The organism is Pseudomonas entomophila L48, from assembly GCF_000026105.1.
GTDB lineage: Bacteria > Pseudomonadota > Gammaproteobacteria > Pseudomonadales > Pseudomonadaceae > Aquipseudomonas > Aquipseudomonas entomophila.
The window spans coordinates 1,159,652-1,182,110 of sequence record NC_008027.1 but is presented as its reverse complement, the minus strand read 5'-3'; the positions used below and the strand labels follow the sequence as shown (position 1 = coordinate 1,182,110).

The 22,459-nt window shown below is 63.4% G+C and carries 21 protein-coding genes; 13 read left to right on the top strand and 8 right to left on the bottom strand.

Annotation, left to right across the window (positions count from 1 at the left end):
- Nucleotides 1-239 precede the first annotated feature (239 nt).
- A complete protein-coding gene (locus PSEEN_RS26930; RefSeq protein WP_011532451.1) occupies nucleotides 240-428 on the top strand; it encodes a hypothetical protein in 189 nt (62 codons plus the stop codon).
- A gap of 140 nt (nucleotides 429-568) precedes the next feature.
- Here PSEEN_RS26930 and PSEEN_RS05260 read toward each other — a convergent pair whose 3' ends face one another.
- The 3 genes from PSEEN_RS05260 to PSEEN_RS05250 all read right to left on the bottom strand — a co-directional run bounded on the left by PSEEN_RS05260 (nucleotide 569) and on the right by PSEEN_RS05250 (nucleotide 2,174).
- Nucleotides 569-838: a DUF3077 domain-containing protein gene (locus PSEEN_RS05260; RefSeq protein WP_011532450.1), complete on the bottom strand. Its 270-nt coding sequence runs from the start codon at nucleotides 836-838 to the stop codon at nucleotides 569-571.
- A 124-nt stretch (nucleotides 839-962) separates the two neighbouring features.
- On the bottom strand, nucleotides 963-1,205 hold the full coding sequence (locus PSEEN_RS05255; RefSeq protein ID WP_011532449.1) for a hypothetical protein: 243 nt from the start codon (nucleotides 1,203-1,205) through the stop codon (nucleotides 963-965).
- A 375-nt stretch (nucleotides 1,206-1,580) separates the two neighbouring features.
- On the bottom strand, nucleotides 1,581-2,174 hold the full coding sequence (locus tag PSEEN_RS05250) for an acyl carrier protein phosphodiesterase (RefSeq protein ID WP_011532448.1): 594 nt from the start codon (nucleotides 2,172-2,174) through the stop codon (nucleotides 1,581-1,583).
- Nucleotides 2,175-2,327: 153 nt separating this feature from the next.
- On the opposite strand from PSEEN_RS05250, the gene PSEEN_RS05245 reads away from it, so the two are divergent.
- Together PSEEN_RS05245 and PSEEN_RS05240 are read left to right on the top strand one after the other, a co-directional pair.
- A complete protein-coding gene (locus PSEEN_RS05245; protein WP_011532447.1) occupies nucleotides 2,328-2,630 on the top strand; it encodes an ArsR/SmtB family transcription factor in 303 nt (100 codons plus the stop codon).
- 46 nt (nucleotides 2,631-2,676) lie between these two features.
- A complete protein-coding gene (locus PSEEN_RS05240) occupies nucleotides 2,677-3,726 on the top strand; it encodes an alkene reductase (RefSeq protein WP_011532446.1) in 1,050 nt (349 codons plus the stop codon).
- Nucleotides 3,727-3,790: 64 nt separating this feature from the next.
- On the opposite strand, the gene PSEEN_RS05235 is transcribed toward PSEEN_RS05240, so the two are convergent.
- The 3 genes from PSEEN_RS05235 to PSEEN_RS05225 all read right to left on the bottom strand — a co-directional run bounded on the left by PSEEN_RS05235 (nucleotide 3,791) and on the right by PSEEN_RS05225 (nucleotide 6,638).
- Entirely contained in the window at nucleotides 3,791-4,615 is an 825-nt protein-coding gene (locus PSEEN_RS05235) for a coiled-coil domain-containing protein (protein ID WP_011532445.1), read from the bottom strand.
- A gap of 87 nt (nucleotides 4,616-4,702) precedes the next feature.
- Complete coding sequence (locus PSEEN_RS05230) at nucleotides 4,703-5,698, bottom strand: NAD-dependent epimerase/dehydratase family protein (protein WP_011532444.1); 996 nt, start codon at nucleotides 5,696-5,698, stop codon at nucleotides 4,703-4,705.
- A gap of 49 nt (nucleotides 5,699-5,747) precedes the next feature.
- Nucleotides 5,748-6,638, bottom strand: a complete 891-nt coding sequence (locus tag PSEEN_RS05225; RefSeq protein ID WP_011532443.1) for a LysR family transcriptional regulator ArgP — start codon at nucleotides 6,636-6,638, stop codon at nucleotides 5,748-5,750.
- A 124-nt stretch (nucleotides 6,639-6,762) separates the two neighbouring features.
- On the opposite strand from PSEEN_RS05225, the gene PSEEN_RS05220 reads away from it, so the two are divergent.
- The 7 genes from PSEEN_RS05220 (at nucleotide 6,763) to PSEEN_RS05190 (ending at nucleotide 15,999) form a co-directional block, all read left to right on the top strand.
- Nucleotides 6,763-7,362, top strand: a complete 600-nt coding sequence (locus tag PSEEN_RS05220) for a LysE/ArgO family amino acid transporter (protein ID WP_011532442.1) — start codon at nucleotides 6,763-6,765, stop codon at nucleotides 7,360-7,362.
- Between the two features lie 251 nt (nucleotides 7,363-7,613).
- Nucleotides 7,614-8,210 carry a superoxide dismutase gene (locus PSEEN_RS05215; protein WP_011532441.1) on the top strand — a complete coding sequence of 199 codons (597 nt, stop codon included), beginning with the start codon at nucleotides 7,614-7,616 and terminating at the stop codon, nucleotides 8,208-8,210.
- Between the two features lie 363 nt (nucleotides 8,211-8,573).
- Nucleotides 8,574-10,625, top strand: a complete 2,052-nt coding sequence (locus tag PSEEN_RS05210) for a putative bifunctional diguanylate cyclase/phosphodiesterase (RefSeq protein ID WP_011532440.1) — start codon at nucleotides 8,574-8,576, stop codon at nucleotides 10,623-10,625.
- 148 nt (nucleotides 10,626-10,773) lie between these two features.
- Entirely contained in the window at nucleotides 10,774-12,111 is a 1,338-nt protein-coding gene (locus tag PSEEN_RS05205) for an imelysin family protein (RefSeq protein ID WP_044487760.1), read from the top strand.
- Between the two features lie 277 nt (nucleotides 12,112-12,388).
- On the top strand, nucleotides 12,389-13,816 hold the full coding sequence (locus PSEEN_RS05200) for a di-heme oxidoreductase family protein (RefSeq protein ID WP_044487758.1): 1,428 nt from the start codon (nucleotides 12,389-12,391) through the stop codon (nucleotides 13,814-13,816).
- A gap of 18 nt (nucleotides 13,817-13,834) precedes the next feature.
- A complete protein-coding gene (locus PSEEN_RS05195; protein ID WP_011532437.1) occupies nucleotides 13,835-14,899 on the top strand; it encodes an imelysin family protein in 1,065 nt (354 codons plus the stop codon).
- Nucleotides 14,900-14,901: 2 nt separating this feature from the next.
- A complete protein-coding gene (locus tag PSEEN_RS05190) occupies nucleotides 14,902-15,999 on the top strand; it encodes a DUF1513 domain-containing protein (protein ID WP_011532436.1) in 1,098 nt (365 codons plus the stop codon).
- A 79-nt stretch (nucleotides 16,000-16,078) separates the two neighbouring features.
- On the opposite strand, the gene PSEEN_RS05185 is transcribed toward PSEEN_RS05190, so the two are convergent.
- Nucleotides 16,079-16,357 (bottom strand): hypothetical protein, encoded by a 279-nt coding sequence (locus PSEEN_RS05185; RefSeq protein ID WP_044487756.1) that lies wholly within the window; start codon nucleotides 16,355-16,357, stop codon nucleotides 16,079-16,081.
- A 524-nt stretch (nucleotides 16,358-16,881) separates the two neighbouring features.
- On the opposite strand from PSEEN_RS05185, the gene PSEEN_RS25955 reads away from it, so the two are divergent.
- Nucleotides 16,882-17,049 (top strand): DUF1513 domain-containing protein, encoded by a 168-nt coding sequence (locus tag PSEEN_RS25955; protein ID WP_011532435.1) that lies wholly within the window; start codon nucleotides 16,882-16,884, stop codon nucleotides 17,047-17,049.
- Between the two features lie 64 nt (nucleotides 17,050-17,113).
- Here the strand turns inward: PSEEN_RS25955 and PSEEN_RS05180 are convergent, their stop codons facing one another.
- Entirely contained in the window at nucleotides 17,114-17,467 is a 354-nt protein-coding gene (locus tag PSEEN_RS05180) for a hypothetical protein (RefSeq protein ID WP_011532434.1), read from the bottom strand.
- Between the two features lie 228 nt (nucleotides 17,468-17,695).
- On the opposite strand from PSEEN_RS05180, the gene PSEEN_RS05175 reads away from it, so the two are divergent.
- Nucleotides 17,696-18,829 (top strand): efflux RND transporter periplasmic adaptor subunit, encoded by a 1,134-nt coding sequence (locus PSEEN_RS05175; protein WP_011532433.1) that lies wholly within the window; start codon nucleotides 17,696-17,698, stop codon nucleotides 18,827-18,829.
- Between the two features lie 11 nt (nucleotides 18,830-18,840).
- Nucleotides 18,841-21,876 (top strand): multidrug efflux RND transporter permease subunit, encoded by a 3,036-nt coding sequence (locus PSEEN_RS05170; RefSeq protein ID WP_011532432.1) that lies wholly within the window; start codon nucleotides 18,841-18,843, stop codon nucleotides 21,874-21,876.
- Nucleotides 21,877-22,459 lie beyond the last annotated feature (583 nt).

The window sequence follows — 22,459 nt, the reverse complement described above, 5'->3', positions numbered from 1 at the left end:
TGAGTGGCTCGCCTGGACGCGTGATGCCCTATTGTATGAGCGCATTCGGGGGCAGGTGACAATTAAACTAGATGGGCGCAGCCAGTCTGTCAGTTTGCCTTGTTGTCAATGGACCTTTGTAGGTAAATGGTGTGCTTGACATCGATGTCTCTGGTAAAAATGGAAAGATTACCTTTAATGAATTTGTTCTTGATGTTCGTCAACCCCTCGGATTATGTCCGGACGATTTAAAATAAGACATGCTGCAAATCGAGCTTCACGGAGATTTGATTTTAGACGGAGGGTGGCGGCTGTCCTTTGACATCCGCGGTGGCTTTCACATCTTGCTGATCAAGAATTACGACTGGGAAAAGCCGATTTATCACGGTTTCGCCAGAACAATTGAAACACTCAACGCCAAAATATCTGAGGCGCTTCTACTGATATGAAGCACATGCCCATACCTTGAGACGTAGGTTCCTGAGCCTACGCGTCCGGCGTCAGTTGCAACAGAACAAGCAACACGGCAGTCGGGGCGACGCCTGCCGCCCCGTGAAGTATCGCGTTTCAGGTTGGAACCGTTTCGGCCTCAGTGCCTCATCCCCAGCTCCGCATCATCCATCAGCGCCTTGGCCAGCGCGCTCAGGTAGTACGACGCCCAGAGCAGTTGTGGCTTTTCTTCCATAATCCCGGCAATGGTCAGGTCGCGCACGCAGCCCATCAGTTCCGAAGCTTGTTCGCGGGCGTGCTGGCAGGGGATGCCGGGTTCGATGCAGAACAGCGGGGCGGTCCGGCCTTCGCCTTGGTAGAACTTGGTTTTGCCTGCGGTGGTGTTGGGGGTGGTGTCGTCTGTGGTCATTGTTCAATCTCCCTGAAGTTGTAGGTGCCTGGGCGGGCCCTGTTCGCCAGCAAGGCTGGCTCCTACAGGTGAAGCGCAGCCCCGGTAGGAGCCAGCCTTGCTGGCGAACAGGGCCGGCAAGGGCTTAGTGCAGCGTCTGCGGCTGCGCCGACATCTGCACCTGGATCAACGCCGATTCGAGCAGCAACCGCAGCGATTCGACTTCGTGGATCGACGCCATCATCAGGATCGTGGCCGGTGATCTGGGCTGGGCGTGCACGGCCTGATGGGCCACGGTCAGCGCGCACAGGGCGTACTCTGTGGCCTGGATGAGGGTGTCTTCGAGGGAGTGAGGGTGATGGGGTGGATCAGGAACGATCTTTAGCATGGTCATAGTCCTGTTCGTGAATGAGGACTACCACAGCCTGCTGTCAAACAAGAAGGTGGCAGCTGCACATGGGTTGACAGACCGGTGAACAAGACCAGAAACCGGCGCACACGAGGTGCCCCACGCACAGCTGCCATAACGGCAAGGCCATACGGTCTGTTCAGAGCGGCCTGTCAAAGCCGGTCGCTGATTCAAGCGACCCGCCGAGACTAGAGCCATGCCAAAACGACCGCAACGGAAAAAGGGGGGCGGGAGTATGTTTGGGAAATGGACTACACGAAAGGGGTTAAATCTGATTCTTGGGCCTGGAAGGCAACTGTGATCAACCATGGGGGATGGCACCGGCTTTGCCGGTGATCGCGGCTGAAGCCGCTCCTACAAGCTGGCCGGAGATTCGGAGCGCTTCGCTGCGGCAAAGGCCTGTAACTGCGGATAGAACTCGCGAAAGTCCGCCAGCAATGGCGTGTACAAGCGCTCCACCTCGCCCATCATCCCCGTCATCCCTTCCGGCCGCGACAGGCGCCGGGCGATGCCCTGGAACACCTGCTCCAGCACAGCGAAGTCGCCATAGGCACCCAGCCAGTCGTCCGCCGCCATGAACGGCGCGATCCGCGCCAGCCGGCCCGGCAGCGCCGGCTCGGCCAGCAGCACCTTGTAGAAGTCACCGGTGAACTGCGCCAGCGGCTGTTCGGCGTACTCGCCCCAGTGCCGCGCCAGGCAATGGTCGAAGAACACATCCAGCACGATCCCGGCAAAACGCCGCCGCTCCCGGGGAAAACGCGCCAGCGCCGCCAGCACCAGCGGATGGCTGTCGGTGTAGCTGTCGATCTGCCGGTGCAGCCGGATCGCCGCCTCCAGCACAGGGGGAAAACGCCCCTCAAGCGCACCTTTGACGAAATCGCCATACAGGCTGCCGAGCAGTTGTTGCGGCGCGTCGCCGCCAAGGTGCAGGTGTGCGAGGTAGTTCATGGCGGCAGTCTAGCACTCGCCCTGCCCCCATCGTCATGGCCCGATATAGCGATTGCAGCTCAGCTCAGAACACTTTCATATTTGTGTATCGCGAACTACCGATTTATATTTCGTCTCATCGCGATATACCGTTACACAGCCTGAGAACCCGCCATGCCGATCGATCTCGACGAAATCATAAAAGCCCTGTCCCACCCGGTCCGGCGCGAAATCCTCGCCTGGCTGAAGGACCCGGCGGTGCAGTTCCCCGACCAGCAGCACAGCACCGACAACGGCGTATGCGCCGGGCAGATCGACCAACGCTGCGGCCTGTCGCAGTCGACCGTCTCCGCCCACCTGGCCACCCTGCAGCGCGCAGGCCTGATCAGCAGCCAGAAGGTCGGCCAATGGCATTTCTTCAAACGCAACGAGGCCACCATCCAGGCGTTCCTCAAGCAGATGAGCCAAGAGCTCTGACAGCGGCGATGCCGCCGTATCCACTGATTCAAGCGAGGCTTTGCACATGACTACGCTCTTCGACCCGATCACCCTGGGCGACCTCGAACTGCCCAACCGCATCATCATGGCCCCGCTGACCCGCTGCCGCGCCGACGAGGGCCGCGTGCCCAACGCGCTGATGGCCGAGTACTACGTACAACGCGCCAGCGCCGGGCTGATCCTGAGCGAGGCGACCTCGGTCACCGCCATGGGCGTCGGCTACCCTGACACGCCCGGCATCTGGAACGACGAGCAGGTGCGCGGCTGGCACAACGTCACCAAGGCCGTCCACGGCGCTGGCGGGCGGATCTTCCTGCAGCTGTGGCATGTCGGGCGCATTTCCCACCCGTCGTACCTCAACGGCGAACTGCCGGTGGCGCCCAGCGCGATCCAGCCCAAAGGCCATGTCAGCCTAGTGCGGCCGCTCAGCGACTACCCGACCCCGCGCGCCTTGGAGACCGAGGAGATCGCCGATATCGTCGAGGCCTACCGCAGCGGGGCCGAGAACGCCAAGGCGGCGGGCTTCGACGGTGTCGAGATCCATGGCGCCAATGGCTACCTGCTCGACCAGTTCCTGCAAAGCAGCACCAACCAGCGCAGCGACCGCTACGGAGGCTCGTTGGAGAACCGTGCCCGGCTGTTGCTGGAAGTAACCGACGCCGTGGTCGAGGTGTGGGGCCCTGGCCGTGTGGGGGTGCACCTGGCACCGCGCGCCGACGCCCATGACATGGGCGACGCGGACCGCGCCGAGACCTTCACCTACGTGGCCCGTGAACTGGGCAAGCGCGGCATCGCCTTCATCTGCTCGCGGGAGAAAGAGGCCGACGACAGCATCGGCTCGCTGATCAAGCAGGCCTTTGGTGGCCCGTACATCGTCAATGAGCGCTTCGACAAGAGCAGCGCCAATGCCGCCCTCGCCGCTGGCAAGGCCGATGCCGTGGCCTTTGGCATCCCGTTCATCGCCAACCCTGATCTCCCGGCACGCCTGGCTGCCGATGCACCGCTCAATGCGCCGCATCCAGAGACCTTCTATGGCAAGGGGCCGGTGGGGTATATCGATTATCCGCGGATGTAAGTGAGGCCCTGTTCGCCGGCAAGCCGGCTCCTACGCAGGAGCCGGCTTGCCGGCGAACAATCGCTCAGGGCCGTGCGTTGATCTGCTGTTGCAGGTTCTGGATCTGGCTCTGCAGGGTGTTGATGTTGCGGGTCATCTGCCCGCGGAAGGCATCGAACTCCTGCACCGAGGCACCACCGGACGCCTGCGCCGGACGGTTGTCGACCTGGCTCTTGAGCACTAGCACATCCTGCTCCAGGCTGGCGATGGCCGCGCTTGGGTTGCCCTGCTTGCGCAGTGCCGCCACTTCACTGTTCAAGTTCTTGAGCTGATCGTCCAGCTTGCCACCGTCGACCTGGCCCGACTTGAGCGCCGCCAGCTCCGCATTGACCGCCTTCAACTGCGCCTGCAGCTGGCCTTGCAGTTCGGTCACCGCCTTCTGCTGTTCGCGGGTATCGGCCAACACCTGCTCCAGGCGCTTGCCCAAGTCGCCTGCCTGGCCGGCGACACCTTGCTGCTGCTTGCCCTGCTCGGCCAGGTTGGCCTGCAACTGACGGATCTGCAGCTTCAGCGCCTCGCTGCCAGTGTTGCTGTTCGATTCGCTGGCATCGACCTTGCCGCTGATCGCCTGCAAGCGCCCCGCCGCTTCCTCGCTGATGCGGGCGAAGCTTTCCTGGGTGGCCACCAGTTGCTGCTCCATAAGCGAGATCTGCTGGAAGCTCCACCAACCCAACCCCGCCAGGGCGATGAACGATGCCCCGAGCAGTGCCCACAAAGGGCCATTGCTGCGCGGTTGCGCGGCTTTCTGGCGGCTGCGCGCCACGTGGGCGGGCAGCAGCTCATCATCATCAGGAGTACCGGCGCGCAGGGCGGGCACATCGTCGAAATCGTCGTGGGCGTCATTACGCATGGATGCATTCAACCGCAGTAGTAGCAAAGAGGCATGAGTATAAACCGCCTGGGCGGCGCACTGATGACCATCATCCCGGCGCCAGGTTCACTGATTGCCCGGTTGCGCCTTCCACCAGGTGCAAAATTCATCCAGTGCGGCCCAGACGGTGGTCTTCGGCCGGTAGTCCAGATACTGACGGGCACGGCTGATGTCGAGGGTGAAATCCGTGCTCATCACTTGCATCGCGGTGCGCGTCAGGGTCGGCTGCGGGCGCCCGGGCCAGAGCAGGCAGGCCGCCTCGTTGAGCGCGGCCAGGCTGTAGGCCATGCCGTAGGAGCGGTAGCGGGTGACCTGGGGCAGTTGCATCTGGCGCATCACGTAGTTCACCACGTCCCACAGCGGCAGCGGGTGGCCGTTGCTGATGTTGTAGGCCTGGCCGAGGGCTTCATCCCCGGCGAACAGCGCGCTGAGCAACGCCTCGTTGAGGTTGTGCACGCTGGTGAAGTCGACCTTGTTCAGGCCATTGCCGATGATCGCCACCCGCCCCTTGCGCTGCATGCGCATCAGCCGCGGGAAAATGCTCGCGTCCCCGGCCCCGGTGACGAAACGCGGGCGCAGCGCTAGCACCTCCAGGCCGAACTCCTTGGCACCGAATACTTTCTGCTCGGCGAGGTGCTTGGTCAGTGCGTAATGGTCGTGGAAACGTCGCGGCACCTGGTCCTCACGGATATCCAGGCGCGAGCGGCCATTGAAGTAGATCGACGGCGACGACAGATGCACCAGGCGACGCACGTGCTCCTTGATGCAGCCTTCAACCACGTTTTCGGTGAGCACCACATTGCCCTGGTGGAAGTCCTGGTAGCGGCCCCAGGTACCCACGGCACCCGCACAGTGCACCACCGCGTCGACACCCTGGCACAGGCGCCGGGCCAGCTCGGCATCACCCAGGTCGCCGGGAATGAACTGCGCCCCGCGCTTGACCAGGTGCTCCACGCCCTCCGCCCGCCGACCGTTGACCCGTACCTCCAGGCCCTGCTCCAGGGCGAAACGCGCAAAGCGCCCGCCGATGAAGCCGCTCGCGCCGGTGACCAGAATTCGCATGTAAGACTCCGCCTTGCCAGATTTCAGATGCAGTTGACGCCAGATGTGCCTACAAGGGCACCAGCCAATGCCGCGCCGACTGGCGCAGGTGTTCGGTCAGTTGAGCGAGCAGTTGCCCGCCATTGCGCCAATGATGCCAGTACAGCGGCACATCGATGGGGGTATCGCTGCAAATTTCCACCAGTTCCCCCCGCGTCAGTTGCTCGGCCACCTGGCGTTCGGGCACCAGGCCCCAGCCAAGGCCCGCCTCGGTCATGCGCAGGAAGCCTTCGGACGACGGGCACAGGTGGTGCAGGAAACCGTCCTGGATACCCAGCGACGCCAGGTAACGATGCTGCAGGAAATCATCCGGGCCGAACACGATCGCCGGTGTGCGGGCCAGGCGCTCGGCAGCAAAACCGTTGGGGAAATAGCGCGCCATGAACGTCGGGCTGGCCAGGGCACGGTAGCGCATCGCCCCCAAGGGCAGGCTACGCGCACCCGCCACCGGTCGCTCGCTACCGCACAGGCAGGCCGCCACCTCGCCTGCGCGCATGCGCTTGAGACCGACATCCTGGTCTTCGACCACCAGGTCTAGCAGCACCTGCTGCTCGGCGCAGAAAGCCCCCACCGCGCCCGCCCACCAGGTCGCCAGGCTATCGGCGTTAAGGGCTATGCGCAGCCGCTCGGGCATCCCCTCCTCGTCCAGCGCTGGTACCTGCTGCTGCAGGTCGCGCTCAAGCAGGCGCACCTGCTGCACATGGTTGAGCAGTTGGCGACCAACTTCAGTGGGGCTGGGCGGCGTCGCGCGTACCAGCACCGGCTGGCCGACCCGCGCCTCAAGCAGTTTGATGCGCTGCGAGATGGCCGACTGCGACAACCCCAGCACCTGGGCGGCGCGCTCGAAGCCGCCTTGTTCGATCACCGCGGCCAGGGCGGCGAGCAGCTTGTAGTCGAACATCGATTTCCCTAATGATGGATGAGCTTTATTGGTTTTTCTTATACAGCCGCACGCGCCACAATAGCCACATCTTTCTCGTTAATCAGCGCCGGCGCTTCGTCGGCGCCAGTGGAGTGTTCCCGCTATGTGGCAAAGCTATGTGAACGGCATGCTGGTGGCTTTCGGGCTGATCATGGCCATCGGCGCGCAGAACGCCTTCGTGCTGGCGCAGAGCCTGCGCCGCGAGCATCACCTGCCGGTGGCGGCGCTGTGCGTCGTCTGCGACGCGCTCCTGGTGGCCGCCGGCGTGTTCGGCCTGGCCACGGTGCTGGCGCACAACCCGACGCTGCTGGCCATCGCCCGCTGGGGCGGCGCGGTGTTCCTGATCTGGTACGGCGCCAAGGCACTGCGCAGCGCCTTTTCCAAGCAGAGCCTGCACCACCAGGAAGGCCAAGGCATACGTTCGCGCCGGGCGGTGCTGCTCAGCGCCCTGGCGGTAACCCTGCTCAACCCCCATGTGTACCTGGACACCGTGCTGCTGATCGGCTCGCTCGGCGCCCAGCAGACCGTGCCCGGCGCCTATGTGGCGGGGGCCGCCAGCGCCTCGCTGGTGTGGTTCTCGACCCTGGCGATCGGCGCGGCCTGGCTGGCGCCCTGGCTGGCACGCCCGGCCACCTGGCGGATGCTCGACCTGATGGTGGCGGTGATGATGTTCGCGGTGGCGGCGCAGTTGATCTTCAACTGATACCTCGGGGCCGCCTTGCGGCCCTTTCGCCGGCAAGCCGGCTCCTACGATTATCCGTGCCGGCCGCTGGTCGGCACCGGCCAACCGCTCTGGAACCTCTATTCCCTATAGATGTTGCGTGGTTATGCACCGGGGCCGGTGCTATGATCCAGCCCTTGCGTCGCAAAGAGTACAAACTCGCCGACGCTCATCGGGCCGCCCGTGATCGGCCTTGCGCAAACCGCAAACAGACCTGAATCAGGAGATCCACCATGGCTTTTGAATTGCCGCCGCTGCCGTACGCCCACGATGCCCTGCAGCCGCACATCTCCAAGGAAACCCTGGAGTATCACCACGACAAGCACCACAACACCTATGTCGTGAACCTGAACAACCTGGTCCCAGGCACCGAATTCGAAGGCAAGACCCTGGAAGAGATCGTCAAGAGCTCTTCGGGCGGCATCTTCAACAACGCCGCTCAAGTCTGGAACCACACCTTCTACTGGAACTGCCTGGCACCGAACGCTGGCGGCCAACCAACCGGCGCCCTGGCTGACGCCATCACCGCCGCCTTCGGTTCCTTCGACAAGTTCAAGGAAGAGTTCACCAAGACGTCGGTCGGCACCTTCGGCTCCGGCTGGGGCTGGCTGGTGAAGAAGGCCGACGGCTCCCTGGCCCTGGCCAGCACCATCGGCGCCGGCTGCCCGCTGACCAGCGGCGACACCCCGCTGCTGACCTGCGATGTCTGGGAACACGCCTACTACATCGACTACCGCAACCTGCGTCCGAAGTACGTCGAAGCGTTCTGGAACCTGGTCAACTGGAAGTTCGTTGCCGAGCAGTTCGAAGGCAAGACCTTCAAGGCCTGATCGCATCAGCCTTGAATAAAAAAGCCCGGCCTCGCGCCGGGTTTTTTATTGCGCCCCTGTAGGAGCCAGCCTTGCTGGCGAACAGCCCTACGGGCAAGGCTGCGCCTTGCATCGCCAGCAAGGCTGGCTCCTACATGTGAGGCGACAGAAATCGCTGCGCTCTTGCTCAAGGCGCAGAGCGCGCTAACATCAAACGTCTGGAAAGTTGATGCAGCGCACTCAAGTCGCATGCCTCCTCAACCGATACAGAGCCAAGGGCAGCTCCGTTCACCGACGCGCAGCCTGCGATTGGCAATCGGTCGATAGTCTGTTGCCACGACTAATGGCAAAATAATGGCATGCGCATGGATTAAGGAAACCCCATTGAAGCTGGAATTTCGGAACAGCTTATCGGTCAAGTTGCTCAGGGTGGTGCTGCTCTCGGCGTTGGCGGTCGGGGTCGTCCTCAGCTGCGCGCAGATCGTCTATGACGCCTACAAGACCCGCCAGGCCGTGAACAACGACGCCCAGCGCATCCTCGACATGTTCCGCGACCCGTCGACGCAAGCGGTGTACAGCCTCGACCGGGAAATGGGCATGCAGGTGATGGAAGGCCTGTTCCAGGACGAGTCGGTGCGCATGGCCGCCATCGGCCACCCCAACGAAACCATGCTGGCGGAAAAATCCAGGCCGCTGCAGGACATGTCCATGCGCTGGCTGACCGACCTGATCCTCGGCCAGGAACGCACCTACACCACTCAGTTGGTTGGCCGTGGTCCCTACAGTGAGTACTACGGCGACCTGAGCATCACCCTCGACACCTCTTCATACGGCGAGGACTTCCTGATCAACGCCGTGATCATCTTCATCTCCGGCGTGCTCAGGGCGCTGGCCATGGGCCTGGTGCTGTACCTGGTCTACCACTGGCTGCTGACCAAGCCGCTGTCGAAGATCATCGACCACCTGACGCAAATTAACCCCGACCGCCCCAGCCAGCACCAGATCCCGCAGCTCAAGGGCCACGAACGCAACGAACTGGGCTTGTGGGTCAACACCGCCAACCAGTTGCTGGCCTCGATCGAGCGCAACACCCACCTGCGCCATGAGGCCGAAAACAGCCTGCAGCGCATGGCCCAGTACGACTTCCTCACCGGTCTGCCCAACCGCCAGCAACTACAGCAACAACTGGACAAGATCCTCGTCGACGGTGGCCGCCTGCAACGCCGGGTGGCGGTGCTCTGCGTGGGGCTGGACGACTTCAAGGGCATCAACGAGCAGTTCAGCTACCAGGTCGGTGACCAGTTGCTGCTGGCCCTGGCCGATCGCCTGCGCGCCCACAGCGGCCGCCTGGGTGCCCTGGCCCGACTGGGCGGCGACCAGTTCGCCCTGGTGCAGGCCAATATCGAGCAGCCCTACGAAGCCGCCGAGCTGGCCCAGAGCATCCTCGACGACCTCGAGGCGCCCTTCGACCTCGACCACCAGCAGATCCGCCTGCGCGCCACCATCGGCATCACCCTGTTCCCCGAAGACGGCGACAGCACCGAAAAGCTGTTGCAGAAGGCCGAGCAGACCATGACCCTGGCCAAGGCCCGCTCGCGCAACCGCTACCAGTTCTACATCGCCAGCGTCGACAGCGAGATGCGCCGCCGCCGCGAGCTGGAAAAGGACCTGCGCGAAGCCCTTCCGCGCAACCAGCTGTACCTCGTCTACCAGCCGCAGATCAGCTACCGTGACCACCGCGTGGTCGGGGTCGAGGCGCTGCTGCGCTGGCAGCACCCGGAGCTGGGCATGGTGCCGCCGGACCAGTTCATCCCGCTGGCCGAGCAGAACGGCAATATCATCAGCATTGGCGAGTGGGTGCTCGACCAGGCCTGCCGCCAACTGCGCGAATGGCACGACCTGGGCTTCGGCGAGCTGCGCATGGCGGTCAACCTGTCCACCGTGCAGCTGCACCACAACGAACTGCCGCGGGTGGTCAACAACCTGCTGCAGGCCTACCGCCTGCCGCCACGCAGCCTGGAGCTGGAGGTCACCGAGACCGGCCTGATGGAAGACATCAGCACCGCCGCCCAGCACCTGCTGAGCTTGCGCCGCTCGGGCGCCTTGATCGCCATTGACGACTTCGGTACCGGCTACTCCTCGCTCAGCTACCTGAAGTCGCTGCCACTGGACAAGATCAAGATCGACAAGAGCTTCGTCCAGGACCTGCTCGATGATGACGACGACGCCACCATCGTTCGCGCCATCATCCAGCTGGGCAAGAGTCTGGGCATGCAGGTCATCGCCGAGGGCGTGGAAACGGCGGAGCAAGAGAGCTACATCATCGCCCAGGGCTGCCACGAAGGTCAGGGCTACCACTACAGCAAACCGCTGTCGGCGCGCGAGCTGACCGCCTTCCTCAAACAGGCGCAACGCAATCAGGTCTCGGCGCTGTAACCCCCGTCAACATTGACCCTGCACCGCAAACGGGCGTTTGCATGAAATGCGCGCCCGCCCCTTTACAGCAAATGCAAATCTTTCGCATGATGTGACGGTTTCGCGTGCCTCGGCGCACGGTCCAACCACACGACGCAGGATACCAACAATGATTCGAATGCCTCTGGCCTCCGCCAGTCTGCTGGCCATCGCCATCGCCCTCGCCGGTTGCGGCGAAGGCAAGGATGACAAGGCCGCCGCTCCGCAAGCCCAGGCACCTGCCGCCGCCAGCACCACCGCCGCAGCGCCGGGTGCTGTCGATGAAACCGCCGGCAAGGCCGTGGTCAAGCATTACGCCGAAATGGTCCACGCTGTGTACAGCGACTCGCTGAGCACCGCCAAGCAACTGCAAACCGCAGTCGACGCCTTCCTGGCCACCCCCAATGACCAGACCCTGAAAGCCGCCAAGGAGGCCTGGGCCGCCGCCCGCGTTCCGTACCTGCAGAGCGAGGCGTTCCGCTTCGGTAACACCATCATCGACGACTGGGAAGGCCAAGTGAACGCCTGGCCCCTGGACGAAGGCCTGATCGACTACGTAGACAAGAGCTACGAGCACGCCCTGGGCAACCCGGCGGCCAGCGCCAACATCATCGCCAACACCCAGATCCAGGTCGGCGAAGACAAGGTCGACGTCAAGGACATCACCCCTGAGAAACTGGCCAGCCTGAACGAGCTGGGCGGTTCCGAAGCCAACGTCGCCACCGGCTACCATGCCATCGAGTTCCTGCTCTGGGGCCAGGACCTCAACGGCACCGGCCCGGGCGCGGGCAACCGCCCGGCCTCCGACTACCTCGAAGGCAAGGGCGCCACCGGCGGGCACAACGACCGTCGCCGCGCCTACCTGAAAGCAGTCACCGAGCTGCTGGTCAAGGACCTCGAGGAGATGGTCGGCAACTGGGCGCCGAACGTCGCCGACAACTACCGTGCCACCCTGGAGAACGGCCCGGTCAACGATGGCCTGCGCAAGATGCTGTTCGGCATGGGCAGCCTGTCGCTGGGCGAACTGGCGGGCGAGCGCATGAAGGTCTCGCTGGAAGCCAACTCGCCGGAAGACGAGCAGGACTGCTTCAGCGACAACACCCACTACTCGCACTTCTACGACGCCAAGGGCATCCGCAACGTCTACCTGGGCGAGTACACCCGAGTCGACGGCAGCAAGCTGACCGGCCCAAGCCTGTCTTCGCTGGTGGCCAAGGTCGACCCGGCCACCGACGCCACGCTCAAGGCCGACCTGGAAGCCACCGAGGCGAAGATCCAGGTGATGGTCGACCATGCGCTCAAGGGCGAACACTACGACCAGCTGATCGCCGCCGACAACGCCGCTGGCAACCAGATCGTGCGTGACGCCATCGCCTCGCTGGTCAAGCAGACCGGCGCGATCGAGCAGGCCGCGGGCAAGCTGGGGATCGACAACCTGAACCCGGACACCGCTGATCACGAGTTCTGATCGGCGCTGGTGGTTCACAGGAGGCGGCCTTCGGGCCGCCTTTTTATTGCCCGTTGACCTGGCATGACCTCTGTAGGAGCGGCTTCAGCCGCGATCACCCGCGAAGCGGGTGCCAGGCACCGCGCTGCCCGCATCGCGGCTAAAGCCGCTCCTACAGATGGTTCGCATCCGCGGTATGCATTTCACATTCTTTTCATCCGAGTAATTGCAAATTGCTCTTATTCAATAACGGCCGGCCTGATAAGCTTGCACGCCGGTTTTTCGCCCATGCCCAGGATTGTCGATGTCCTTGCTCCGCCTAAGCCCCCTGCTGCTGGCCTTCGCCCTCGCCGCCTGTGACGACACCCCGCGTTTCACCCAGGCCGAGCCCGGCGAAGCCCTCTCCGGCGGCAAGGCGACGGTGCAGCGCAACGACCGCAACGCCTTCTCGCTGCCCTCGGCCAACCTGTCGCCCGAGCGGCGCCTGGACTTCGCCGTGGGCAACAGCTTCTTCCGCAGCCCTTGGGTGATCGCCCCTTCCACCACCACGGCCCGCGACGGCCTCGGCCCGTTGTTCAACACCAACGCCTGCCAGAACTGCCACGTGCGCGACGGCCGTGGCCACCCGCCCGAGCCCGGTGACAGCAACGCGGTGTCGATGCTGGTGCGCCTGTCGATTCCCGACCAACCGTACCTGGCCCGGGAGATCGAGCGCCTGGGCGTGGTCCCCGAGCCGGTCTACGGCACACAGCTGCAGGACATGGCCATCCCCGGCGTGGCGCCAGAGGGCAAGGTACGCGTGAGCTACGAGCACCACACCGTGGCGTTCAAGGACGGCCACCAGGTCGAACTGCGCCGCCCCACGCTCCAGATCACCCAGCTCGGCTACGGCCCGATGCATCCTGACACCCGCTTCTCGGCCCGGGTGGCACCACCGATGATCGGCCTCGGCCTGCTCGAGGCCATCCCCGAAGCCGATCTCCTGGCCAACGAAGACCCCGACGACCGCAATCGCGACGGTATCCGTGGCCGGGCCAACCGTGTCTGGGACGATGCCTTGGGCAAGACCGTGGTCGGTCGTTTCGGCTGGAAGGCCGGGCAGCCCAACGTCAACCAGCAGAACGTGCACGCGTTCGCTGGCGACATGGGCCTGACCAGCACGCTCACACCAAACGACGACTGCACCCCGGCGCAGGTCGACTGCCTGGCCGCGCCCAATGGCGATGGCGTTGATGGCGAGAAGGAAGTCAGCGACAACATCCTGCGCCTGGTCACCTTCTACACCCGTAACCTCGGCGTACCAGCTCGACGGGATGTCGACGCGCCCCAGGTGCTGGCCGGCAAGAACCTGTTCTTCCAGGCCGGCTGCCAGGGCTGCCACACCCCACAGTTCACTACCGCCGCGAATGCCCACGAGCCGGAGCTGGCCAACCAGGTGATCCGCCCGTACAGCGACCTGCTGCTGCATGACATGGGCCCTGGCCTGGCCGACGAGCGCACCGAATTCGCCGCCAATGGCCAGGACTGGCGCACCCCACCGCTGTGGGGCATCGGCCTGACCGAGACCGTCAGCGGCCACACCCAGTTCCTGCATGATGGCCGCGCCCGCAACCTGCTCGAAGCCGTGCTCTGGCATGGCGGCGAGGCCCAGGCGGCGCGCGACCAGGTACTGACCTTCAACGCCGAGCAGCGCGCCGCGCTGCTAGCTTTCCTGAACTCACTTTAAACGCGCAAGGAGCCGGGCATGTTCCGACCCAAACTGTTGTTCACCAGCCTCGCCGCACTCGCCCTGGGTGCCTGCTCGCCCCAGGACCCGCAGGCCGTGACCTCGGCCGCCATCGCCAAGCAGGTGATCCTGCCGACCTACAGCCGCTGGGTCGAAGCCGACCGCGCCCTGGCCGCCAGCGCCCTGGCCTACTGCGAAGGCAAGACTTCGCTGGAGACTGCCCGCGCCGACTTCCTCAACGCGCAGAAGGCCTGGGCCGAGCTGCAACCGCTGCTGGTCGGCCCGCTGGCCGAAGGCAACCGCGCCTGGCAGGTGCAGTTCTGGCCGGACAAGAAGAACCTGGTCGGTCGCCAGGTCGAGCAACTGGTCAATGGCGACAAGCCGGTCGATGCCGAGTCGCTGGGCAAGGCCAGCGTCGTGGTGCGCGGCCTGTCGGCCTACGAGTACATCCTCTTCGACAGCAAGCCGGATGTCGCCAGCGCTGAACAGAAGGCCCGCTACTGCCCGCTGCTGGTCGCCATCGGCGAGCACCAGAAGGTCCTGGCCGAGGAGATTCTGAAGGGCTGGAACAGCACCGACGGCATGCTGTCGCAGATGACCAAGTTCCCCAACCAGCGCTACGCCGACTCCCACGAGGCGATCGCCGACCTGCTGCGCGCCCAGGTCACTGCCCTGGACACCCTGAAGAAGAAGCTCGGCGCCCCGATGGGCCGCCAGAGCAAGGGCATCCCGCAGCCGCTGCAGGCCGAAGCCTGGCGCAGCCACTCGTCACTCAAGAGCCTGGAAGCCTCGCTCAAGGCCGCCCAGACCGTCTGGGTCGGGGTCGACAATCAGGGTTTGCGCGGCCTGCTGGGCAAGGACCAGGCGCCGCTGGCACAGAAGATCGACGACGCCTACGCGGCCTCGCTCAAGCTGCTGGCCAGCAATCAAAAGACCTTGGGCGAGCTGTTGGCCGACGACGCCGGCCAGCAAAGCCTCAACCAGATCTACGACAGCCTCAACGCCGTCCACCGCCTGCACGAAGGCGACCTGGCCAAGGCGCTGAACATCCAGCTGGGCTTCAACGCCAACGACGGTGACTGATCATGCTGCGACGCCAGGCCCTGAAACTCGGTAGCATCGTGCTCAGCGCCCTCACCCTGGGCGGCTGGAGCCTGTTTCGCAACAAAGGCAGCGAACCCCTGCTGCTCTCGGCGCGCGACGATGGCGACGGCAGGCACTATGCCGTCGGCTTTCGCCTGGACGGCACCGAGGTGTTCAGCACCCAGGTGGCCCAGCGTTGCCACGCGATCATCAACCACCCTGAACGGCCCATCGCCCTGTTCGTCGCTCGCCGCCCCGGTACCGAAAGCTACCTGGTCGACCTGCGCGACGGGCGCCTGCTGCAGACCATCACCTCGCAACCCAACCGCCACTTCTACGGCCATGCGGTGATCCACAAGGATGGCGAGTGGCTGTACACCACCGAGAACGACACCACCGATCCCGGTCGTGGCGTGCTCGGTGTCTATCGCTTCGAAGGCGAGCGCCTGGTGCACAGCGGCGAGCTCCCGACCCACGGCATCGGCCCCCACGAACTGGCCTGGCTGCCCGACGGCGAAACCCTGGTGGTGGCCAACGGCGGCATCCGCACCGAGGCCGAAAGCCGGGTGGAGATGAACCTCGACGCCATGGAGCCGAGCCTGGTGCTGATGCAGCGCGACGGCACCCTGCTGAGCAAGGAGACGCTTGCACAGCAGATGAACAGCGTGCGCCACCTGGCAGTAGGCAGCGACGGCACCATCGCCGCCTGCCAGCAGTTCATGGGGGCCTCCGACGAGACCGCCGAATTGCTGGCGGTCAAACGCCCGGGCGAGCCGTTCAAGGCGTTTCCAGTGCCCGAGCGTCAATTGCAGTCGATGGCCCAGTACACCGCCAGCGTCGCCATCCACAGCGACCTGCGCTTGGTGGCGCTCACCGCACCACGGGCCAACCGGCTGTTTATCTGGGACCTCGACAGCGGTGCGGTGAAGCTCGATGCGCCGATGCCCGATTGCGCGGGGGTCGGGGCGGTGAAGGACGGTTTCGTCGTCACTTCCGGGCAGGGGCGGTGCCGCTTCTACGACTGCCGCAAGCAGGAACTGATCGGGCAGCCGATGAACCTGCCGTCCGGGTTCTGGGATAACCACCTGCACCTGGCTTGACCCCTGTTCGCCGGCAAGCCGGCTCCTACGGGTGGCGCCACCGTCCGTAGGAGCTGGTCGGCTCATCAGCCAAGTTGGCTTAAAGTTGCTCCGCCTTCAGACTCAAAGGTGCATCTACCATGGTCGGTGTCGTCACATTCAGGGTAAACAGCCCGCTCTTGTTTCCTCCAATGATGGTCCACTTGATGCCGTCTTCGACCATCGTTTGCGGCTTAATGGGACGGAGTGTAATGCCCAGATCAGGTGGGCCTTCATACAGCACTTCGATCGGCTCGCCGATTAGTTCGCTTCCCTCCTTGGGCTTAAAGACCAAACTGTGCTCGATGTTGCGCTTCAGTTGCCGGCTTGGCTCCGTCAAAAGCTCCTCATCAAAAAATTAACTGAATGTTTTCATCCCAAGCGGGAGGGATCGATTTTTTCATTTTGCTGCTGGACATGTCATTCTCCGATATGTGCTCTTGCACGATGGTTCAAAGAACTTAATCAAATCTGCAATTTCGCAAAACTGAAAAAATGCCAGGTCAAAACCTGTAGGAGCCGGCTTGCCGGCGAACTCTCACACCTCCCCTTTTCGCAAAAACCGACAATACTCTCCCCATCGCACGTGGCCCGGATCGCCTGTGCCCGTGCGCGACGAACAACCACCTCACATCCAGAGAACCGGACCTATGCTGCGCCGCCGCATGCTGATCATGTGGCCATCGTCCTGCTGATTCTGGGGGCTTCAAGGCCTTTTCCATCTAAAAGCAGGCTCAGATGTTCTCGGCACTCAAGCACTGGTCAGCGCCGCCATCCACAGCGAGCTGCGCCTGGTAGCGCTCACTGCACTACGCGCCAGTCGGCTGTTCATCCGGGATCTGGACAGCCGCGCGGTGGAGCTCGATGCAACGATGTCCGATTGCGCAGGGGGTCGGTTCGGTGATGGCTGGATTCGTCGTCACTTCCGGGCAGGGGCGTTGTCGGTTCTACGATTGCCGCAAGCAGGAACTGATCGGGCAACCGATGAACCTGCCGCCGGGGTTCTGGGACAACCACTTGCACCAGGTCTGAACCCTGTTCGCCGACCAGCCGACACCTACGAGCTGAACCTGCCAGTAGGTGTCACAAAATTGGCCTACTGTAGCGTCCCCACCAAAACCAACGGTTCATCATTCAAGGCCGGTGTCTCCACACGGAGAATAAACTGCCCGCTATTATTACTCCCAGTGATGACCCATTTCATGCCTTCCTCGGCCAATACTCTCTCCCCTTGGGGACTCACGACGACCCAATCAGATGAATCACCATACTTCAAACTGACTGGTTTACCGATAAGTGTGCTTCCCGTTTTAGGCTTCAGGAACAATGTATATGCACGCCCGCGTTCCAGAAACAGGCGAGGTGCGATCAAAGGCTTACCGTCAAACTCCAAATCAACGTTGTCAGCCCAAACCGGGGGAATCGAACTGATTTTTTCGCTTTTGGACATTTTGCTCTCCTTGTGTGCAAGTGCACGGTTTTCGAAGAACTTAATACAACCCGCAATGACTGGTAACTGGTAAAACTGCTAGGTCATTGCCGATAGGAGACGGTTGGTTGCCCCCCTCACACCTCCCCTTTTCGCAAAAACCGACAATACTCTCCCCATCGCACGTGGGCCGGATCGCCCGTGGTCGTGCACGACGAACAACCACCTCGCATCCAGGGAACCGGACCTATGCTGCGCCGCCGCATGCTGATCATGTTGGCCGTCGTCCTGCTGATCGTGCTGATTCTGGGGGGCTTCAAGGCCTTCTCCATCTACAGGCAGGTACAGATGTTCTCGGCACCCAAGCCACCGGTCAGCGTCGCCGCGGCCCAGGCCGAGCTGCGCCAATGGCAGGAACGCCTGCCGGCGGTCGGCAGCCTGAAGGCCTATCAGGGCGTCGAACTGAGCCTTGAAGTGGCCGGCACGGTGAAGTCCCTGCACTTCGAATCCGGGCAGAAGGTGAAGGCCGGGCAACTGCTGCTGCAACTGGACAGCGAACAGGAAACGGCCCTGCTGGGCACCGCCCAGGCCGACCTTAACCTGGCGAAGGTGGACTTCGGTCGCGGTAGCCAGCTGGTCGGCGACTCGGCCATCTCACGGGGTGAGTTTGATCGGCTCACCACCCAATATCGGCGCAACCAGGCGGTGGTCGACCAGCTCAAGGCGTCGCTGGCGAAGAAGAGCATCAGCGCCCCGTTCAGCGGCACCATCGGCATTCGCCAGGTGGACGTCGGCGCCTATCTGGCTAGCGGCACGGTGATCGCCACCTTGCAGGACCTGTCGAGCCTGTACGTCGATTTCAATGTGCCCGAACAGGCCCTACCCCACCTGAGCCTCGGCCAGCAGGTGCTGGTGCAAGTGGCCGCCTACCCGGGCCAGACCTTCCCCGCCAGCCTTAGCGCAATCAACCCGAAAGTCGAGGAAAGCACGCGCAACCTGCTGGTTCGCGCCACCCTGGCCAACCCAGACGGCAAGCTACTGCCCGGCATGTTCGCCAGCCTCCAACTGCTGCTGCCCGATCCGCAACCGCAGGTGGTGGTACCGGAGAACGCCATCACCTACACCCTGTATGGCAATTCGGTGTACCTGGTCAGCCGCAAGCAAGGCGAGGATGGCAAGCCGCTGGACGACAGCGAAGGCCAGCCGCAACTGATCGCCGAGCAGCGCACCGTGCAGACCGGTGAGCGCCGTGACGGCTGGGTGGTGATCAGCAAAGGGTTGCAGGCCGGTGACCAGGTGGTCACTGCCGGTCAGCTCAAGCTGGCGCCCGGCGCGGCGATTCGCATCAGCAGCGAGCAGGCGCTCAAGCCGGGCACCCACTGAAGGAGGCAGGCATGGCGTTCACCGACCCGTTCATCCGCCGCCCGGTGCTGGCCTGCGTGGTCAGCCTGCTGATCCTGCTGCTGGGCGCGCAGGCCTGGAGCAAGCTGCAGATTCGCCAGTACCCGCAGATGGAGAACGCCCTGATCACGGTGACCACCGCCTACCCCGGGGCCAACGCCGAAACCATCCAGGGCTACATCACCCAGCCGCTGCAGCAGAGCCTGGCCAGCGCCGATGGCATCGACTACATGACCTCGGTGAGCCGGCAGAATTTCTCGGTGATCTCGGTCTACGCACGTATCGGCTCCGACACCGACCGCCTGTTCACCCAACTGCTGGCCAAGGCCAACGAGGTGCGCAACAAGCTGCCCCAGGATTCCGAGGACCCGGTGCTGAGCAAGGAGGCGGCCGACGCTTCGGCGCTGATGTACATCAGCTTCTACAGCAACGAGATGAGCAACCCGCAGATCACTGACTACCTGTCGCGGGTGATCCAGCCCAAGCTGGCGACGCTGCCGGGCATGGCCGAGGCGCAGATCCTCGGCAACCAGTTGTTCGCCATGCGTATCTGGATCGACCCGGTGAAACTGGCCGGCTTCGGCCTGTCGGCGGTGGACGTGACCAACGCCGTGCGCCACTACAACTTCCTCGCCGCGGCCGGTGAAGTGAAAGGCGAGTACGTGGTCACCAGCGTCAATGCCACCACCGAGCTCAAGTCCGCCGAGGCCTTCGCCGCCCTGCCGGTCAAGATCGCCGGCGACAGCCGGGTGCTGCTGGGGGACGTAGCGCGCATTGAAATGGGCGCGGAGAACTACGACACAGTCAGCTCGTTCGACGGCACGCCTTCGGTGTACATCGGCATCAAGGCCACGCCTGCCGCCAACCCGCTGCAAGTAATCAAGGAAGTACGGCGGATCATGCCGCAACTCGAAGAGCAGTTGCCGTCGGGCCTCAAAGTGTCCATCGCCTACGACGCCACCCTGTTCATCCAGGCTTCCATCAACGAAGTGATCAAGACCCTCGGCGAGGCGGTGCTGATCGTCATCGTCGTGGTGTTCCTGTTCCTCGGTGCCCTGCGCTCGGTGCTGATCCCGGTGGTGACCATCCCGCTGTCGATGATCGGCGTGCTGTTCTTCATGCAGATGATGGGCTATTCGCTGAACCTGCTGACCTTGCTGGCCATGGTACTGGCCATCGGCCTGGTGGTGGACGACGCCATCGTCGTGGTGGAGAACATCCACCGCCATATCGAAGAAGGCAAGACGCCCCGCGACGCGGCACTGGAAGGCGCCCGCGAGATTGCCCTGCCGGTGGTGTCGATGACCATCACCCTGGCCGCGGTGTACGCCCCCATCGGGTTTCTCACCGGGCTGACCGGCGCGTTGTTCAAGGAGTTCGCGCTGACACTGGCGGGGGCGGTGATCATCTCGGGCGTCGTGGCCCTGACCCTGTCGCCGATGATGTGCGCCCTGCTGCTGCGCCACGAGCAGAACCCCAGCGGCCTGGCCCACCGCCTGGACGTGCTCTTCGAACAGCTGAAGGTGCGCTACCAGCGCCTGTTGCACGGCACCTTGAACAGCAGGCCGGTAGTCCTGGTGTTCGCGGTGATCATCCTGGGCCTGATCCCGGTACTGCTCAAGTTCACCCAGAGCGAACTGGCGCCCAATGAAGACCAGGGTGTGATCTTCATGATGAGCAACTCGCCGCAGACCGCCAACCTGGACTACTTGAACGCTTACACCGACGAATTCACACCGCTGTTCAAGACCTTCCCCGAGTATTACTCGTCGTTCCAGATCAACGGTTTCAATGGCGTGCAGAGCGGCATCGGAGGCTTTCTGCTCAAGCCATGGAGCGAGCGGCAGCGTACCCAGATGGAACTGCTGCCGTTGGTCCAGGCCAAGCTCGAGGAGGTCGGCGGCCTGCAGATCTTCGGCTTCAACCTGCCGTCACTGCCTGGCACCGGAGAGGGGTTGCCGTTCCAGTTCGTGATCAACACCGCCGGGGACTACACGGCGTTGCTGGAGGTGGCCCAGCGGGTCAAGGAGCGTGCGCAAGCCTCCGGCAAGTTCGCCTTCCTCGACATCGACCTGGCGTTCGACAAGCCTGAAGTGATGATCGACATCGACCGCGCCAAGGCCGCGCAGATGGGCGTGTCGATGGACACCCTCGGCGGGACTCTGGCCACCTTGCTGGGCGAGGCGGAGATCAACCGTTTCACCCTGGAAGGCCGTAGCTACAAAGTGATTGCCCAGGTCGAACGCGCCTATCGCGCCACGCCGGGTTGGTTGAACAACTATTACGTGAAGAACGAACAGGGTCAGTTACTGCCCCTGTCTACGCTCATTACCCTCAGCGACCGTGCCCGGCCTCGTCAGCTCAATCAGTTCCAGCAATTGAACTCGGCGATCATCCAGGGTGTGCCGCTGGTGAGCATGGGCGAGGCGCTGGACACCGTGCGCACGATCGCCCATGAGGAGGCGCCGGAGGGCTTTGCGGTGGACTATGCAGGTACGGCGCGGCAGTTCGTCCAGGAGGGCAGCGCATTGTGGGTGACCTTCGGTTTGGCGCTGGCGATGATCTTCCTGGTGCTGGCGGCGCAATTCGAAAGCTTCCGGGATCCGCTGGTGATCCTGGTGACCGTGCCGCTGTCCATCTGCGGGGCGCTGGTGCCGCTGTTCCTTGGGGTTTCCAGCATGAACATCTATACGCAGGTGGGGTTGGTGACCTTGATCGGGTTGATTACCAAGCATGGGATCTTGATCGTCGAGTTTGCCAACCAACTGCGGGAGGAAAAGGGGCTTGGGGTTCGCGAGGCAATCGAAGAGGCAGCGGCGATTCGGTTGCGGCCGGTGCTGATGACCACGGCGGCCATGGTGTTCGGCATGGTGCCGTTGATTCTGGCCACCGGGGCGGGGGCGGTGAGCCGGTTCGACATCGGCACCGTGATTGCCACGGGGATGTCGGTTGGGACGTTGTTCACGTTGTTTGTGTTGCCTTGTATTTATACGGTGTTGGCGCATCGGGGTGGGCGGGAGGTGGCGTGATGGCTTCGGCTTTCAGAGTGTTGGTTTGGAGTTATGTGAGCATATCCATTGGCGATAGAGACGCTGACTCACCTTTCCGCCCTTACGGCGGCCTACTTTTTTCTTGGAAAAAGTAGGCAAAACCGCCTGCTCCATCATACGGCCCCTGCGCTTCGCTCCGGGGTCCCCTCGCTCCGTTCTTGCTCCCGTGGGTACCGCGCTGAACGCCCCATCCTGGGGCGCAGCGCTCGACGGCCATCCATGGCCGTCGCCCCACTACGCAAGAACTCCGCTCGGCCTCCTGAAGTCGCAATTGGCGGCGCCTGGACTATTGCGCACCAAGATCAAAAGCCGGGCGAGGCGCTGCGCGCTCGCAGAAGCGAAGAGCGAAGAGCGAAGAGCGAAGAGCGAAGAGCGGAAAGTTTGATAGCTATGTAATGCTGATATGGACGTGTCGTTTGTACCAATGGTTCGCTGGCAAAGCCGGCTCCTACAATGGTGCGGCGTGCACCGTCCGGTAGGAGCCGGCTTTGCCGGCGAATGCGTACTCAAGGCCACGAATAAGCAGCTAGCGACAGCTGCGCCTGCGCAGGCGCCGCCCGTA